Consider the following 15,275-nt stretch of genomic DNA (forward strand, 5'->3'; position numbering starts at 1 on the left):
GCGGCGTGTGCTTCACGACCGATGTTTAATAATAGAATGATAATAACATATTTGTTGTATATAAGAACAGTTAGCCTTTGCCTATTTAATCATAACCTGCATCAGTATTGCCAATATTTTCGCTGTTTCTGCACGGGTTGAGTAATCCTTCGGTGCAAAGAACATACCCGATTGGCCGATGGAGGTTTTACCGCCTATAATCCCAGCCTGCTGTACAGAACTCAAAGCACCTATCGCATATTCAGACACCTTGTCATGATCGACGAAAGTTACGATCGCCGCTTTCTGTGGAAGCGAGATCTTCATAACGGAAGCATAGCGGGCAATCATCGTTACCAACTGCTCGCGCGTGACATGAGCTTTCGGGTTGAACATTCCATTGCCGATCCCGTCGGCAATGCCATTGTTAACCGCCCATTCGACCGTTCTAAAATAGTAGGCGCTGGAATCCACGTCCACGAAACTTGAAGTTGCGTATTTACTCAGATCCGCATCCGCCATCCGCGCTAATATAACCGTGATATCCGCGCGAGTCATCAGATCCTTAGGGGCGAATTTGTTGTCGCCGATACCGCCGATAATGTTTCTGGCCGAGAGGTAGGTAATATAATCCTTGGCAAAGCTCGAGCTTGTATCGCTAAATGCCAGCTTATTATAGCCCACCGCATACTTGGAAAAATGCTTGACGCTAAAGTTCACTTTACCCGTCGCTGCATCATATATACAGTTAGGCACCATGGCGATCTCGCCGGCATCGGAAATATAATAGATGACGATGGCATGGATATCTTCGCCTGCAGATAACGTATACGGAACGGTGACGTCAACTGAACCACCGCCGAATGTAGAAACTGTCTTACCGTCAGCCGTTACCGTGAAGTCGAAAACCGGTTTACTGCCGACTGCCGCAGCTATAGCATCTTTGGACGCTTGAGGAAAATCTCTGGTGACCGTCGCAGCGTCCGTTTTCTTAATCGTAACGGATACATCACCTTTACTTGCCGCCGCCGAGACAGTGGATAGGGCTGTTTTGTCCAATGAAACCGAACCAACGCCCGCATCGACCGTTACCGCCGACACGCCGCTTCCCGCGATCTTCGCCAAGGATTCGGCAGGAACACGAACAACGGCTTGCGTTGCATCTCCGGTGACCGTTGCTTTGAATTCCAGAACCGCCGGCTTCCCATTTGAAGCAGCCTTGCTCAACGCATCAAGAGACTCCGTTACTTGTTTGGCAGTAAATGTCGCTTCAGCTTTGCCCGATGCATCCGTCGTAGCTTTGGCTTCTGCTGTCACCTTCGTCTCATCGCCCGTAATTACCGGAGCTTTAGGCGTCTCCGTCCCGCCAGCACTTCCATTGTTGCCCGTGTTACCTATATTGCCAATATTCGTACTCGCCGCCCCGACCGTCACGGTTGCTTGCGCTTCTCCATATCCGTCCGCACTTAGAGCCATGATCGTTGCCGTCCCTACTGCAACAGGAGTAACATTCCCGCCTGCGTCAACGGTCGCAACCGCCGGGTTAGAGGAAGACCAGGTCACAGTCGCCGCCCCGCCTCCGACTGGAGTTACGGCAGGCGTGATTTTCATTGCGGCATCGCCGACTTTAATGGAGAGCGACTTTTTATCTAAGACGACTTTCGTTACGTTTAATTGCAATACAGCCACCCTGCCGCCAACTTCGTACGCGACTAGTAATAGAGGCAAGCCCGTTGGGCTATCTGCCGCCGGGATAAATTCAAGTCCTTCCGGACCCGTATCCGTATTCAAAACATCCGTTACTGTAAAATCCCTTGTATTCGTGTAATTCGCAAAGGTTGGGGCGGCAGGATTCGAAACATCATACGTCATGACGCCTCCGATTCGCTCCAGTCCAACAAAGGCGAACGTTTTATTTCCTACTTTACCGGTCTTAATGTCTTCCGGCTCAGGTCCCTTTTTTCCACTGCGGCTATCTAAATCTTTGTTGTTATGGCCTGCATTAAAGTAAGCCGGTAAACGAAGAGCCGTAATTCTCTCAAAATCGCTTCCGCTGTCGTACACTTGGGTTAATGTATCGGCATCCCAGATAGAGAACGAACGTCCGCCATACATGTAGATGCTGTCTTTGCCCATATCATTAAGCACTTCGACCTTATCGTAAGTGGTTCCCTTATCGCGCAGGAAGACCTCCGCCTCCGAGTTTAGGGTCAGGCTGCCTTTAATGTCTTTAATTGTAGTTGTGCTTGTTCTTGTTAAGGGCTTAATGACTGGCCATTCTGTTGCATCGCCTTCATTGGCAGTAAACAAGTAAGTTTTTCCGCCAATACTATGAGCCGCTATACCATCCGGCATGTACAGCCCTTTGAACGGCACGTTTTCTAGCTTAATCTTGGGGGTTGATTCCTTGATTAAATCCAGAACGTTCTTAGGATCATTGAAATCCTTGAAGCCGAGCGACTTAACCGATGTTATCGTCTTGCTAGCAATATCCACTGTGGCGACTGCATTATTCTCCTGCAGGGATACATAAGCTTTCGTATTGTCCGCGGACAAGGCAATGTATTCAGGCTCGAAATCGAATAACGCATCTGCCTTCGATCCAGATCCAGTGATTTTACCGTCGGGCCCGGAAGCACCGCGGATGTGAACATCGTTATCAATGACAGCCTCGTTATTGAATTTAGCTCGAGAGACCGATTGATTGATCGTATCAACGATCGTAATGGATCCCTCTGGATCTACGATACCCGATCCGGAACCGCCACGGGGCTCCCCTTCGTCAGCAGTCAGAATATATCTGCCATCGGAAGTCGTCTTAATCATGTCCGGTTGAATGCCGGCAGCATAGGTTGTTATTAGATTTCCATCATAATCCATTACAAGGATTTTACCGGCTTTGGTATAATCCGCTTCTTGAATGGACGTGTAGATGCGTTTCGTAGTCGTATTGATATCTACGCTAGTTAGATCTCCATAAGCAAACCCGCCACCCGACTCGGATAAAGTCTTGACGTATATACTCTTTTCCTTGGTCATGTTCAAATTAGCGCTGAGGGTAACCACGTCCAATGTGGGTGGAGTTCCCGATCCGACAACCAAGTAAAATTTCCCGTTATCTTTGTTATACTTAACGATCTCCGCAACGCCGCCGTCCGCATTCGTGCTACCCACGGAGTAGGAACCGATTTTGGAAACGTTCAGAGTATCTACGTAATTAATAATCGCAGGAGATACCGTGAGAGGGAGGGTTTTGGTTATAGTCGCTTTGACAGGCGCAGCGTTATCGGTAACCGTTATCACAACTTGAACCGTTCCCGCTCTCCCCTGTGTGGGAGTTCCTGATATTTCACCAGTGGTCGCATTGATTGTCAAACCAGACGGCAAGCCAGTTGCTGCATAAGTGTAGGGTGCAGTACCTCCTGTTACGTTAACGGAAGGTACTGGAGTGTAAGCGACACCTACTGTTGTATTAGGTAAGGACAGTGCGGTCGCCGATAATACCATTGGCGCTGCAGTAACTGTCAACGCTAGCGTTTTTTTCACATTAAGTGGCGTGTAAGAGTTGTCAGTGACCGAAAATTCAACCGAAACCGTACCCTCGGTTCCCACTGCCGGTATACCGGTTATGGCCCCAGTTACAGCATTCAACGTCAAACCGGCAGGAAGAGTGATCGATGAGTAATTATAAGGCGGAGTACCTCCTGAAATTGTGATGTTACCAGTATAAGCCGAACCTACGATTGCATTTGCTAAAGCTGTATTCGTAATACCGATAACTCCGCTACGAGGCTTCATCGCCTCATATGTCGCAGCATTATAGGGGTCATAAGCGACTTGTTTAAAATCATTAACGTTATTGTCAGTGTCTATAACTTTACCACCAACAACATTACGGCGAATGGCTTTTTTCTTAGAGGTTCCGGTTGAACTGCCTGAGGGGTAAAGTCCTCCCGTACCTTCATATGCATCCACTGTGCTTCCCGGATCATTACTACCCGTGCCAATCATGTCAACATAACCTGCAGGTAATTGGGCAGGGTTGGTAGAGTATGGATTTGCCATATTTAGCGCCGCTTGATTGCTCATAAGAGCAACCTTCATGCCTTTATTGGCAATAACGCGATCCCAATGCTGATCGCTAACCGAGAGGTCAAGCATTGGGGTAGTTGCCCCCGTAAACTTGCCGGTTATTAAATATGATGATTGGGCTTTGATCGTTCCAGTGAGATTCAACTGCTCCCAAGAACCAAGAGGGGCAGTATATTGATAAGTCGAGTCGGTAACCGAGGAGGTATCTCCTCTATCTGCATAGTGCAGGGACCAACCGCTCAGATCAACATCCGCATTCGTTGGATTGTAGAGTTCTATAAAGCCGTTGGAAATGAGCCCAGCATCAGTCACGTACCCATAGCCATAAACCTGATTAATGATGACATGAGGAACCGTCACATCGTATACCCCGTTCGAATCGTATGGCGTACCCGGTACTACGATCGGACCAGCCGTAGCAACGCTTCCGGAAAAAACCGTACCTACTAAAACAGCCGCAGATAACAATAGAGACATGCTCTTTTTGCTAAAATTGTTCAAGCTTTACACTCCCTATTCTGATAGTTTTACTCATTGTATAGGCAGTCCGTTATCTCTAACCCCTATGTTATGTTAAGGAAATGTTAAATTAAGGATTTAAGGTATTCATAGAACCAATATGGTAATCTAAATTCATCGGTTTCACATCAAACTCTAGCAGGTGCATTCGTGAAAATATTTTTACAGCTTAATACGATTTTCCTTAGCATGATTATGGAGGCTATCCCATTCGTGCTTGTCGGCGTGCTGATATCGGGATTGATCCAATCGTTCATAACGGAACGTTGGATTGCCAGAATCATGCCTAAGAACCGGTTCCTAGCATCGCTGTTCGGTTGCAGCGTGGGCATCCTGTTTCCATCGTGCGAATGCGGGATCGTTCCGATTACTCGCCGTCTATTAAACAAAGGAGTTCCCCTGAATGCCGGAATAGCTTTCATGCTCACGGGTCCTATTATTAATCCTATCGTTTTATTTTCCACATATATAGCATTCGGTAATGATTGGAAAGTCGTGGCCATTCGTGCCGGCATGGCTTTCGCGGTCGCGCTTGCCGTTTCGATGTCCGTCGCTCTATTATTCCCGGTGCTTCCTCTGAGAGTGAACGAGCAGCAGATTGCCGCCGCATCTGAATTGCCGATAAAAGTAAGCAAACGACCGCCTCCAATGGCTAGGCTAGGGTCCGTATTGACGCACGCAGTCGACGAGTTTTTCTCAGTGGGCAAATACTTGGTGCTGGGCGCATTCATCGCCGCTAGCATGCAGACGTTCATCCCGACTTCGTCTTTGCTGCATCTTGGAAGCAATCCAGTGATGGCTTCCTTGGTTATGATCGGTCTAGCCTTTACGATGTCGCTCTGCTCGGAAGCCGATGCCTTTATCGCCTCCTCCTTCCGCAGCACGTTCTCGATGGGATCTCTATCCGCCTTCCTCGTATTCGGACCAATGGTCGATATTAAAAACACCCTGATGCTGGCTAGCGCTTTTCGCACCAAATTCGTAATTGTGCTGATCGCGCTCGTTACCTTCTTCACTTTGGTTGGATCCTTAATCGTAGGGAGGTTTGTTGGATGATCCGATTTTATATTCTATTCGGCTTCGCTTTTATGTTTATGCTCATCCATTGGCAGGGTAAATTGAATAAGTATATTAATACGAAATATAGCTATCTTTCCATTAGCGCTATCGTAATTCTGCTGCTTCTGAGTCTTATTGAAGTCGTACGGATGTACCGTCTGGAGCAAGCGGAGAAAAATAGAGCTTTGGCGGCGGAGCATCAACATGAGCACGAAGGCGAGCACCATGAACATAGCCATGAACATAACCATGAACATGAACATGTCCATGACCATACGCAGGTACATGAGCACAATCATGAACACAACCACGGTCATTCCCATGGTTCATCCTCCAAGTGGAAGCGGGCGATCGGCTACTTGGTCTTGAGTTTCCCAATATTTACGGGCATTTTCTTGCCGGTGCAGACGCTGGATTCAAGCTTCGTGAAGGCCAAAGGCTTCTCCTTCCCTAGCATGAACAGCTCTATTTCCGACAGAAACCCAGGCCAGCACCAGTTTCTTAAGCCGGACTCTAGCGTATTCTACGGGGAAGAAGGCTATGAAGCCGTTAAGAATAAAGAACTATCCGAGTTCCGGAACCTGCGGGAAATCTCGCTTGACGATCAGAAGTATATGAAGGGAATGGAAGTCATCTACAATTTCCCCGGAGAATTCATGGGAAGGACGATCTCTTTCGATGGGTTTGCCTATAAAGGCGAGCAGGTGGACGGTGAACACTACTTCGTCTTTCGGTTCGGCTTTATCCATTGCGCTGCCGATTCGGGCGTATTCGGGATGCTGGTAGATTTTCCGAAGGGAACTCAGCTTCATGATGACGATTGGGTCCATGTGACGGGCGTGCTGACATCAGAGCTGTATCAGCCTTTCAAACAGACGATCCCCGTACTTAAAGTAAGCTCATGGACGGCGATACCTGCTCCTAAGGATCCTTACGTATATCGAGTGAATTAAGCTAAGAGGAGGTTTACATCGTGATTTTAGACAATATAACAGTCCTCGATTTCGAAACAAGCGGACTGGACCCGGCCCGCGACCGTGTCATTGAGATGGCGGCCATCCGCTGCTACGGCGGAGAGATTGTCAGCCAGTTCAGTACGCTTATCCGTTTCAAGGGTGCTCTTCCGCCTAAAATAACGGAGATAACAGGCATCACTTCCGAGGATCTCGTGAACGGCATGGACGAAGAAACGGCTTTCCGCATTCTGAATCGGTTGATCGGAGACAGCACAATCGTCGCCCACAACGCCATGTTCGACCTGAGTTTCTTGCACCATACTTTGCTGCGGCTCGCTAACCGATCTTTTAACAACTCATTCCTTGATACGCTAACGATTTCCCGTAACCGTCATACATACCCTCATAATCTGAAAGAGATGTGCGATCGCTACGGCATCGTGCTGGAAGGGGCGCACCGATCGATCAACGACGTCTATGCCTGCTGGAAGCTGCTGGAGAAGATGAATGAGGAAAAGAGCGTGGAAAGTGACTTGAACGTGCTCGGTTACATGAAAAAATACGGAATGCCCAAGTGGTATCCCACGCATGCGAGCATGGTTCCGGTTGAGATTAAGTATGCTTGATCCGGGACAGAATGTAAGAATGCTTTATGCTATAATTAATTTTATCCCATGAAAACAAGGAGGATCTGGCATGTCACAACTCAGCGAGGAGCAAACTCAAACCATTTGCAATTTTCTAAGCTTGCAGTTAAACGCAGATACCGTCATCTTGTTCGGATCAGCAGCCAAAGAACAGCTCAGGAATGATAGTGACATCGACCTGGCATTTATATCAGACATAACGTTTAACGCTTATGATATATTTATGGCTGCGCAACACTTAGCCGGTATCATTCACCGCGAGGTTGATTTAATCGATTTTCGCCAGGCAAGCACCGTATTTCAAGCTCAAATTGTAGGCTCAGGCATTGTCATTCTAGATAAGAAGCCCTTAATGCGACAATATTCATTCATGCGGTCATTTAAGGCATACGCCATGCTTAATGAAGAAAGAGATGTCATTATGCAGTCGTACAGAGTGAATGGGGGAGTGGACAATGACCTTAGATATCATCTTGAACAAAACGGAAACGATCCGGCGATGCATTCAGAGAATCCATGAAGAATACCAACAGAACGAAGAAAATCTAAATATCCTCACTAAACAGGATTCCATTATTCTGAATCTGCAAAGAGCATGCGAAGCCTGCATTGATATTGCCATGCATATTGTGTCTGATCGCAAACTCGGAATTCCTCAGAATAGTCGCGACGCTTTCCAAATTCTCGAACAACACAACTTGATTACCAAAGAGATTAGCAGCCGTATGAATGCCATGGTCGGATTCAGGAACATAGCCGTACATGACTACCAAACCATACAGTTAATAATCGTAAAAAATATTATTACACATCACATCAACGATTTCTCGTCCTTCGCAGAACAATCCCTTAGTATCGCTAAACAGTAAAGCCCGAAACTCCTCAAGAGTCTCGGGCTTTTACTTAGCCATACTGCTGAATGAGTTCAAGAAAAGCCTGGCCATACTTCGCGTATTTCGCGTCCCCGATACCTTTGACCGCCCGCATCGCCCGCTCCGTCATCGGCATTGCTATGCACATGTCCCGAAGCGTGGAGTCGTGGAAAATAACGAATGGCGGCAAGTTCTCCGAATCGGCGATCCGTTTGCGAAGCTGGCGCAGCGCGTTAAACAAATCGGTATCGACAGCGACCCCGTTCGACGCGCCGGCTGAACTGCCATAACGCGAAGAAGACCTTGTGCCGCGGGAAACAACCGGTGCTTCCGGTTCGACCTTCCGATAGACGCGCTCTTCCCCGTTCATGACGGCCAGCACCTGCTCCGTCAATTGAACGACTGGGTAGGCCGTATCCGACATTCGCAAGTAACCGTCCGCAACGAGAGCATGAATAAGCTGCACCAATTGTTTCTCCGGCATCTGCTTCATCAACCCGTACGTCCTCAACCTATCAAAGTAAAATTGCTTGATCTTCGCATCGTTCGCGCCTCGAAGCACCTTAGCCGTCAAAGTTACCCCAAACCGTTGACGCATTTCGGAAATGCACGCGAAAATGAGCTTTGCATCCTCCGTGACATCCTTCTGCTCCCTCGTATCCGTACAGTTAGCGCAAGTCCCGCAAGGCTTACTAGATTCCTCACCGAAATAACGCACGATCGTCTGTTGCAGACAATCCCCGGTATGCGAATATTGAACCATCTCGTTAAGCAGCCGATAGTCGTTTTTCTTCCGCTCTTCCCCGGCTTCGCTCTGATCGATGAAAAACTTCTGCGTCACCACGTCCTGCGGCGAGAATAGCAGCACGCATTCTCCCGGCTCTCCATCCCGTCCGGCACGGCCCGCTTCCTGATAGTAGGCTTCCAGATTTTTCGGCATATTGTTATGGATCACGAAACGGACGTTGGACTTGTCGATTCCCATTCCGAAAGCGTTCGTCGCAACGATAATCTGCAAATCGTCCCTTTGAAATGCATCTTGAGTGGCGCCGCGTTCCTCTTCACTTAGTCCTGCATGATACTTGCCTACCGGTACTCCCATCGAGTGTACGAAAGAAAATACGCTTTCCACCTCACGACGAGTCGATGCATAAATAATGCCTGCCTGATCCGAATGCTCCCGGATGAATCTTGCGACATAATCGCGTTTATCCGCATTGCGAACAACGGTCAACGCAAGATTATCGCGCGCGTAGCCGGTCGTTATTCTTACAGGCGCGCGAAGCTTAAGACGCTCAACGATATCGTCCTTAACGACATCCGTAGCGGTTGCCGTGAACGCCGCCATAACCGGACGAGGCTCGATGTCTCGCAGCAGCCGAATAATCGTCATGTAGCTCGGACGGAAATCATGTCCCCACTGGGATACGCAATGCGCTTCATCAACCGCAATGAGCGGCACTTCAAGCCGTTGCACCATCTCGCGGAAATACTCGGATTCTAATCTTTCCGGCGCGACATACAACAGCTTGTAATGGCCCGCGGCCACGTTCCGCATCCGCTCATTCGTCTCTTTCAGGGACAGCGAGCTATTGATGAAAGTAGCCTCGATACCTGCTGCATGAAGCGCATCCACCTGATCCTTCATCAACGAAATTAGCGGCGATATAACCAAAGTAACGCCGGGCAGTAGCAATGCCGGCACTTGATAACAGATTGACTTCCCCGCGCCGGTCGGCATAATGCCGAGCACATCTTTACCGGACAAAATGGCTTCGATTAACGTATTTTGTCCCGTGCGAAATTGATCATAACCGTAATAAGTCCGTAGAACTTCCAAAGCCGCTTGATTCATTTCAGCCTCCTTGCTCAGGCAGCCAAGGAGAAGCTTCGCCTGTATGGTAGATGTGGAGAACGTGCAGGGCACGGGTGCAGACGGTATACAGCAGCTTGCGATCCTTCTCTTTGCCGTAGCGCGCTGATGAGGCATCCCATACGAGAACGGCATCGAACTCGATGCCTTTCGCCAAGTAAGAGGGCAGAACCGACACGCCCTTCGGCAGCTCGGCCGATGCTCCGGTTACAAGCGTAACCGGCACCTCGTCCGCCAGCAACTCCTTCAGCAATGCCGATGCGTTGCCCGTTTCATGAGCTGTCTTCGTAATGACGCCAATCGTACCGTAGCCTTTGGCAAGCAGCCCGTTAATATCTTCGGCAACCTTGTCGCCTAATTGTCCGCCGTCCTTGCATGCAATAACCTTAGGTGCTTCCCCTTTACGCTGAAAAGGAATAATGCCAACCGCATCCTCCGCGGCTAGAATGCCTTTCGTATATTGTACGATCGGCTCCGTCGAGCGATAGCTTGTTGTTAACCGCAATACGGAAGTCACATCCGGCGCCATCAACCGCGTCCATCCGCTGAATCCGCCGCTTTCCTGCGATTGAATATAGATCGCTTGATTGAAATCTCCAAGTACAGTCAGCCGAGCACGCGGATACCGCCTACGTAAATAGGCCGCTTGGAACGGCGAATAATCTTGCGCCTCATCCACGAACACATGAAGAATATCGCCTTCAACAAGGCGGAATCCTTCCAAAGCTTCAAGTACATACATGAGCGGCGTTGCATCCTCATGATCGATCGCCTTGCGCCCCATCGTCTCTTCCGAGCGCTGCGACATCCACTCCCAACCAAGCGGCAGCTTGCCGTCCGGCGAACAGGACGTGAACAAAGTTCGGCTTTCGAACAGTTCCCGATAAGTTGCTACTGCATCCAGGAACCTGTAGCGCCGAACCGCTTTGACAAGCGGATCCACTGCAGCTTCCGCTACCCTCTTCTTAAGCCTTACGCTCATCTGCTCCTCATCATCGAACACTTCATCGTGGAAACCGCCTCTCCGCCTTACATCGACATAGGCTCGCTGAATATCTTCGCTATCTACTAACTCCGCTGCCTCTTCAACCCAAGCTTCATCCAGTTGGGATTCCACCCATGCTTTCAGACGCTCAAGCAGCCAACGCCGCAACCCGGATGCACGTGCGCCGAAACCTTCCGATGCCCGAACGCTATAAAACCGTTCAGCCATCTCCTCTGCCGATACGATCGTTTCCGTGCGATACCGTAACGAGCGAAACCGAACGCCGTCTTGCTCAAGCCTTTTTAAATAACTTTCGACCGTAATGAAGAAATGCTCCGAGCCTTTGTACCGAACCGATCGCTCTCTCGCTTCGCCCTCAGGCGTTCCATCTTCAGCCGCCAAAATCTCCGTCTGCGAGAATAAATCCTCCACCTCGAAACGCCGACCTATCCGGGCTTCGATCAACTCCCGGAATGTCATTTGTCTCATATTCGCTTCGCCTAGATCCGGTAACACACGGGAAATATATCCCTTGAACACAGGATTCGGCGAGAACATAATAATCTGATCCGGCCCCAACGACTGGCGAAACCGGTAGAGCAAATAGGCGATCCGCTGCAAAGCGGCAGATGTTTTCCCGCTTCCCGCGGCACCTTGAACGACAAGCAGCTTGTGTTTTTCATCACGAATAATCCAATTCTGTTCCTTCTGTATCGTGGCAACAATGCTTTTCATCGCTGTATCCGAGCCTTCGGATAATACGGCCTGAAGAATTTCATCTCCGACCGTCTCGGACGTATCGAATAAGTGCTTTAATTGCCCGCCTCGAATGACGAACTGCCGTTTAAGTTTAAGCTCGCCCTCCATTTCCCCATCAGGAATGCGATAGGAAGCCGGTCCTGGCTCATGGTCATAAAACAGGCTGGATACCGGAGCTCGCCAATCGTAAACATAGAACGTTTCGCCGTCTTCCCCTACAAGCGATGCACGTCCAATGTAGATGACCTCGTCCTCGCCGCCCTTTTCCGCGAAATCAATACGCGCAAAATAAGGCGAATCGAACTGACGAGTCAGTCGTTCCACCATTTCCGATGCAACCCGGTGGCTGCGTTCCCGCTCCGCAAGCAATTCCGCCTGCTGCACGATGCTGCTCCATGTCTCGCCAACTTCCGTTGAATCGGAGAAATTCATCCGCACGTCATCCCAGAAATCTTGGCGAATGCCGACAACGTCCTCCCGCCGATCCCCGAGCAGAGACAACTCCTTGCGCATACGACGACTCACCTGTTCAAGCACGACAAGCAGCCGTTGTTCTTCCTCATCTCGAGATGAAACTTGTTCGTTCAATATTTCTCCAACTCCTTACACAAAACCTTCGTATTCTATGTTGTATCATGCTCATCGGATGAGTGCAACCTACACTCTAAAAAAGAAAAACAGCGTCGCAACTTATCATAGTTGTTTCGCTGTATCTGGATATGGATGCTTTATGATTTGTTCGGAGGATTAATCCACCTTAAATCCATATTGTTTAGCTTTGCAATCCATTCCGTTGGAGGTGCTTGATCAGATACGATGATATGGATATCTTGAAGATCGGCAATTTTGGCTACCGTACGTTTAACGATTTTAGAGTGATCAGCGACAACGATAGCCGTCTCTGAACTGCGAATTAATTTACGTGTGAATACGGCTCTATCGTAATCGTAGCTCGTCACGCCATTTTCCAAGGAAACGCCGTCAACGGAAACGAATGACTTATTCACATAGAAGTCTTCCATAATTTTCTCAGCAATTGGGCCGGATACTCGCAGATGTTTTGCGTTGACTTCCCCGCCGATAAAAATAATTTTACCATCGAAGGAGCCTCGTTTTTGGTGTTCAATAAGCAGCATAAGTGCGGGTATGGAGCTTGTTAATATCGTCAAATTGTGTTTGTTATCCAAGAAATGAATAATCTGCAGCGCCGTGCTTCCTTCATCAACAACAATGACATCGTTGTCCTCGATTAAGCCTGCTGCCAGGAAACCGATCTTCCGTTTAGCTTCCGCATGAATGAACTCTCTTTCGTAATGCGCGGGCTCTACTTCAACTTTGAATTTAACAGCGCCGCCATACACTTTTTTTAATTTATTATCCTTTTCAAGCTCGTCGAGATCTCTGCGGATCGTTTCCGTAGTAACATCGAAAAGCTGAGCAAGCTCATTTGCAATCACTTTCCCTTTTTCATTGAGTAAATTCATGATGCTCGATTTTCTCTCTTCACCCGCGAGCGACACCCGGCTCTTCCCCCTTCATATTTATAAACAATTATACCACAATCCCCCTTCCGCATTACCGGTATTGCAGTAGATTAACACCGTTATCTGTCATATCGAAAATGTGAAATTTACGCTCCTTGAATTTGATATAGACGTTATCCCCCGAATTAACCTCAATTTCATTGCCTGTCAGTATTCGAATCATCGTTTCGAGTTTATGTTGCGGATCAATCGCTTTTACCAGCTTACCGCTGCCTAAATGTTCGACCAAATCAATCTTCATCTTAATCGCTTGCATGTCTGTCGAATCGCAGATCATAATGTCATGCGGTCTGATCCCGAACAGAACCTGTTTTCCCATATGCGTCTTATCCAGCCTTCTATCCTCTGGAAGCACATACTCGAAGCCATTCGTCGCGACAACTTGATTGCCGGATTTCTCCTCAAGCGTACCCTTCACCAAATTCATCGGAGGATTGCCGAGAAAGCTTGCCACGAAAAGATTCACAGGATGGTTGAACAGCTCGTTCGGAGGCGCGTACTGCTGGATTTTGCCGCCGTTTAAGATCGCGACCCGATCGGAAATCGCGAGTGCCTCCTCTTGGTCGTGAGTGACGATAATCGTTGTCACGCCCAAATTACGCTGGATTTTGCGAATTTCATCACGTACGTCCAATTTCAGACGTGCGTCCAAATTTGACATCGGCTCATCGAGCAGCAATATTTCCGGATTTTTGGATAAAGCCCGAGCCATAGCTACACGTTGCTGCTGTCCGCCGGAAAGCTGGGCGGGCTTACGGTCAAGCAAATGATCGATTTGCAAGATTTTGCTCGTTTCTTTCGCACGTTCATAAGCTTCCAGCTTAGGAATTTTTCTTTCTCTAAGCGGAAAGGCGATATTATCTCTCACTGACAGATGAGGGTACAACGCATAAGATTGAAACACCATGCCAATGTTGCGATCTTTCGGCTCCACATGATTTACCAGCCTGCCGCCGAAATAAATTTCACCCGATGTCGGCTTAAGCAGCCCCGCAAGCATCATTAAAGTCGTTGTTTTCCCGCATCCGGAAGGTCCAAGCAAGGCGACGAATTCGCCCTTATTTATCTCGAGATCCAGACCGTCCACAGCTTTGTTACCCTCTTGCTTACCTTCGTATTCCTTCACGATATTTTTCAAAGTAATCATACCTGCTTAGCTCCTCCCAAGTTAACGCTCATGAAAATCTTTTGGGTGAATATATAGAACACAACGATCGGCAGCGTATAAAATAATCCGATGGCGGTAATCAGGCCGTAATTGACGATTTGATTTTCTTTCGTAATTAATTTAGACAAATAGCCTGCCAATGTCAGCATATCGTCATTGAAAATAAGCAGCTTGAACAAAAACCACTCCCCATAAGCTCCGAGAAACGAGAATACGGCAATCGCGCCGATCCCGGGCAGAACGTAGGGAACCAGTACTTTTTTAAATGCTCTGAACCGGGTACAACCGTCGACCATTGCCGCCCATTCGATGTCCCAAGGCACATCGTCGAAAAAGCCTTTCATAATATAAACCCGTCCAGGAAGAGAACCCGTGATCGCCACCAACAAGACGCCTAAATAAGTGTTGACCAACTGCATTTGAACTAGGATAAAAAAAGTAGCGATAATTAACGTAATGCCCGGAAAGGATCTCATGAGAAATAGAAACTTCATCGCAGCCCGTTTCCCTTTGAAATCCAATCTGGAAAAGGCGTACGCCGTAGGAACGGAAATGCATACCTCGACGGCGACGATTAACAGCGAATAAATAATCGTATTGAATACGATCGGCCAAATTAACGGCAGCTTCACTCCGGAATACTCCACCGGCTCTTGGAAAAAAGCGAAATTGTCCAATGAAAATTGCCCTGTTGTAAAGTTCATCGTTGCCGATAGAAAATACCATACAATCATCGCTATAATCGGCAATGTAAACAACGTCATGTACGTGTGAACGAGCGTTTTTTTCAGCGTACTGGGTGACATCAAGTTACCTCCGTTG

11 protein-coding genes are annotated in these 15,275 nt (G+C 48.3%); 5 read left to right on the plus strand and 6 right to left on the minus strand.

Translation table 11 applies throughout. The features are described 5' to 3' along the window. Positions 1-81 precede the first annotated feature (81 nt). Positions 82-4,572 carry a choice-of-anchor I family protein gene (locus tag K7P76_RS14005; RefSeq protein WP_232185917.1) on the minus strand — a complete coding sequence of 1,497 codons (4,491 nt, stop codon included), beginning with the start codon at positions 4,570-4,572 and terminating at the stop codon, positions 82-84. 207 nt (positions 4,573-4,779) lie between these two features. Here K7P76_RS14005 and K7P76_RS14010 point away from each other — a divergent pair, with 207 nt between their 5' ends. The 5 genes from K7P76_RS14010 to hepT all read left to right on the plus strand — a co-directional run bounded on the left by K7P76_RS14010 (position 4,780) and on the right by hepT (position 8,121). Then, positions 4,780-5,646, plus strand: coding sequence for a permease (locus K7P76_RS14010; protein ID WP_232185973.1), 867 nt, complete (start codon positions 4,780-4,782; stop codon positions 5,644-5,646). Then, entirely contained in the window at positions 5,643-6,602 is a 960-nt protein-coding gene (locus K7P76_RS14015) for a TIGR03943 family putative permease subunit (protein ID WP_232185918.1), read from the plus strand. Before K7P76_RS14010 ends, K7P76_RS14015 begins: the two co-directional genes overlap by 4 nt. Before the next feature lie 20 nt (positions 6,603-6,622). Beyond that, on the plus strand, positions 6,623-7,231 hold the full coding sequence (locus tag K7P76_RS14020) for a 3'-5' exonuclease (protein WP_232185919.1): 609 nt from the start codon (positions 6,623-6,625) through the stop codon (positions 7,229-7,231). Positions 7,232-7,301: 70 nt separating this feature from the next. Continuing rightward, the gene (mntA, locus tag K7P76_RS14025; RefSeq protein WP_232185920.1) at positions 7,302-7,772 is read left to right on the plus strand and encodes a type VII toxin-antitoxin system MntA family adenylyltransferase antitoxin; all 471 of its coding nucleotides are present in this window, start codon (positions 7,302-7,304) and stop codon (positions 7,770-7,772) included. Further along, positions 7,708-8,121, plus strand: coding sequence for a type VII toxin-antitoxin system HepT family RNase toxin (gene hepT, locus K7P76_RS14030; protein ID WP_232185921.1), 414 nt, complete (start codon positions 7,708-7,710; stop codon positions 8,119-8,121). The genes mntA and hepT overlap by 65 nt, the downstream gene beginning before the upstream one ends. Positions 8,122-8,155: 34 nt before the next feature. Here hepT and recQ read toward each other — a convergent pair whose 3' ends face one another. From recQ to K7P76_RS14055, 5 genes are all read right to left on the minus strand, one after another. Next, complete coding sequence (recQ, locus tag K7P76_RS14035) at positions 8,156-9,979, minus strand: DNA helicase RecQ (protein WP_232185922.1); 1,824 nt, start codon at positions 9,977-9,979, stop codon at positions 8,156-8,158. Position 9,980: 1 nt separating this feature from the next. After that, a complete protein-coding gene (gene helD, locus K7P76_RS14040) occupies positions 9,981-12,329 on the minus strand; it encodes an RNA polymerase recycling motor HelD (protein WP_232185923.1) in 2,349 nt (782 codons plus the stop codon). A 140-nt stretch (positions 12,330-12,469) separates the two neighbouring features. After that, positions 12,470-13,261 (minus strand): DeoR/GlpR family DNA-binding transcription regulator, encoded by a 792-nt coding sequence (locus K7P76_RS14045; RefSeq protein ID WP_232185924.1) that lies wholly within the window; start codon positions 13,259-13,261, stop codon positions 12,470-12,472. A 55-nt stretch (positions 13,262-13,316) separates the two neighbouring features. Then, positions 13,317-14,432, minus strand: coding sequence for an ABC transporter ATP-binding protein (locus K7P76_RS14050; RefSeq protein ID WP_232185925.1), 1,116 nt, complete (start codon positions 14,430-14,432; stop codon positions 13,317-13,319). Further along, positions 14,429-15,259, minus strand: a complete 831-nt coding sequence (locus K7P76_RS14055; protein WP_232185926.1) for a carbohydrate ABC transporter permease — start codon at positions 15,257-15,259, stop codon at positions 14,429-14,431. Before K7P76_RS14055 ends, K7P76_RS14050 begins: the two co-directional genes overlap by 4 nt. Positions 15,260-15,275 lie beyond the last annotated feature (16 nt).

The sequence above is a fragment of the Cohnella silvisoli genome (assembly GCF_021190915.1).
Classification (GTDB): domain Bacteria; phylum Bacillota; class Bacilli; order Paenibacillales; family Paenibacillaceae; genus Cohnella; species Cohnella silvisoli.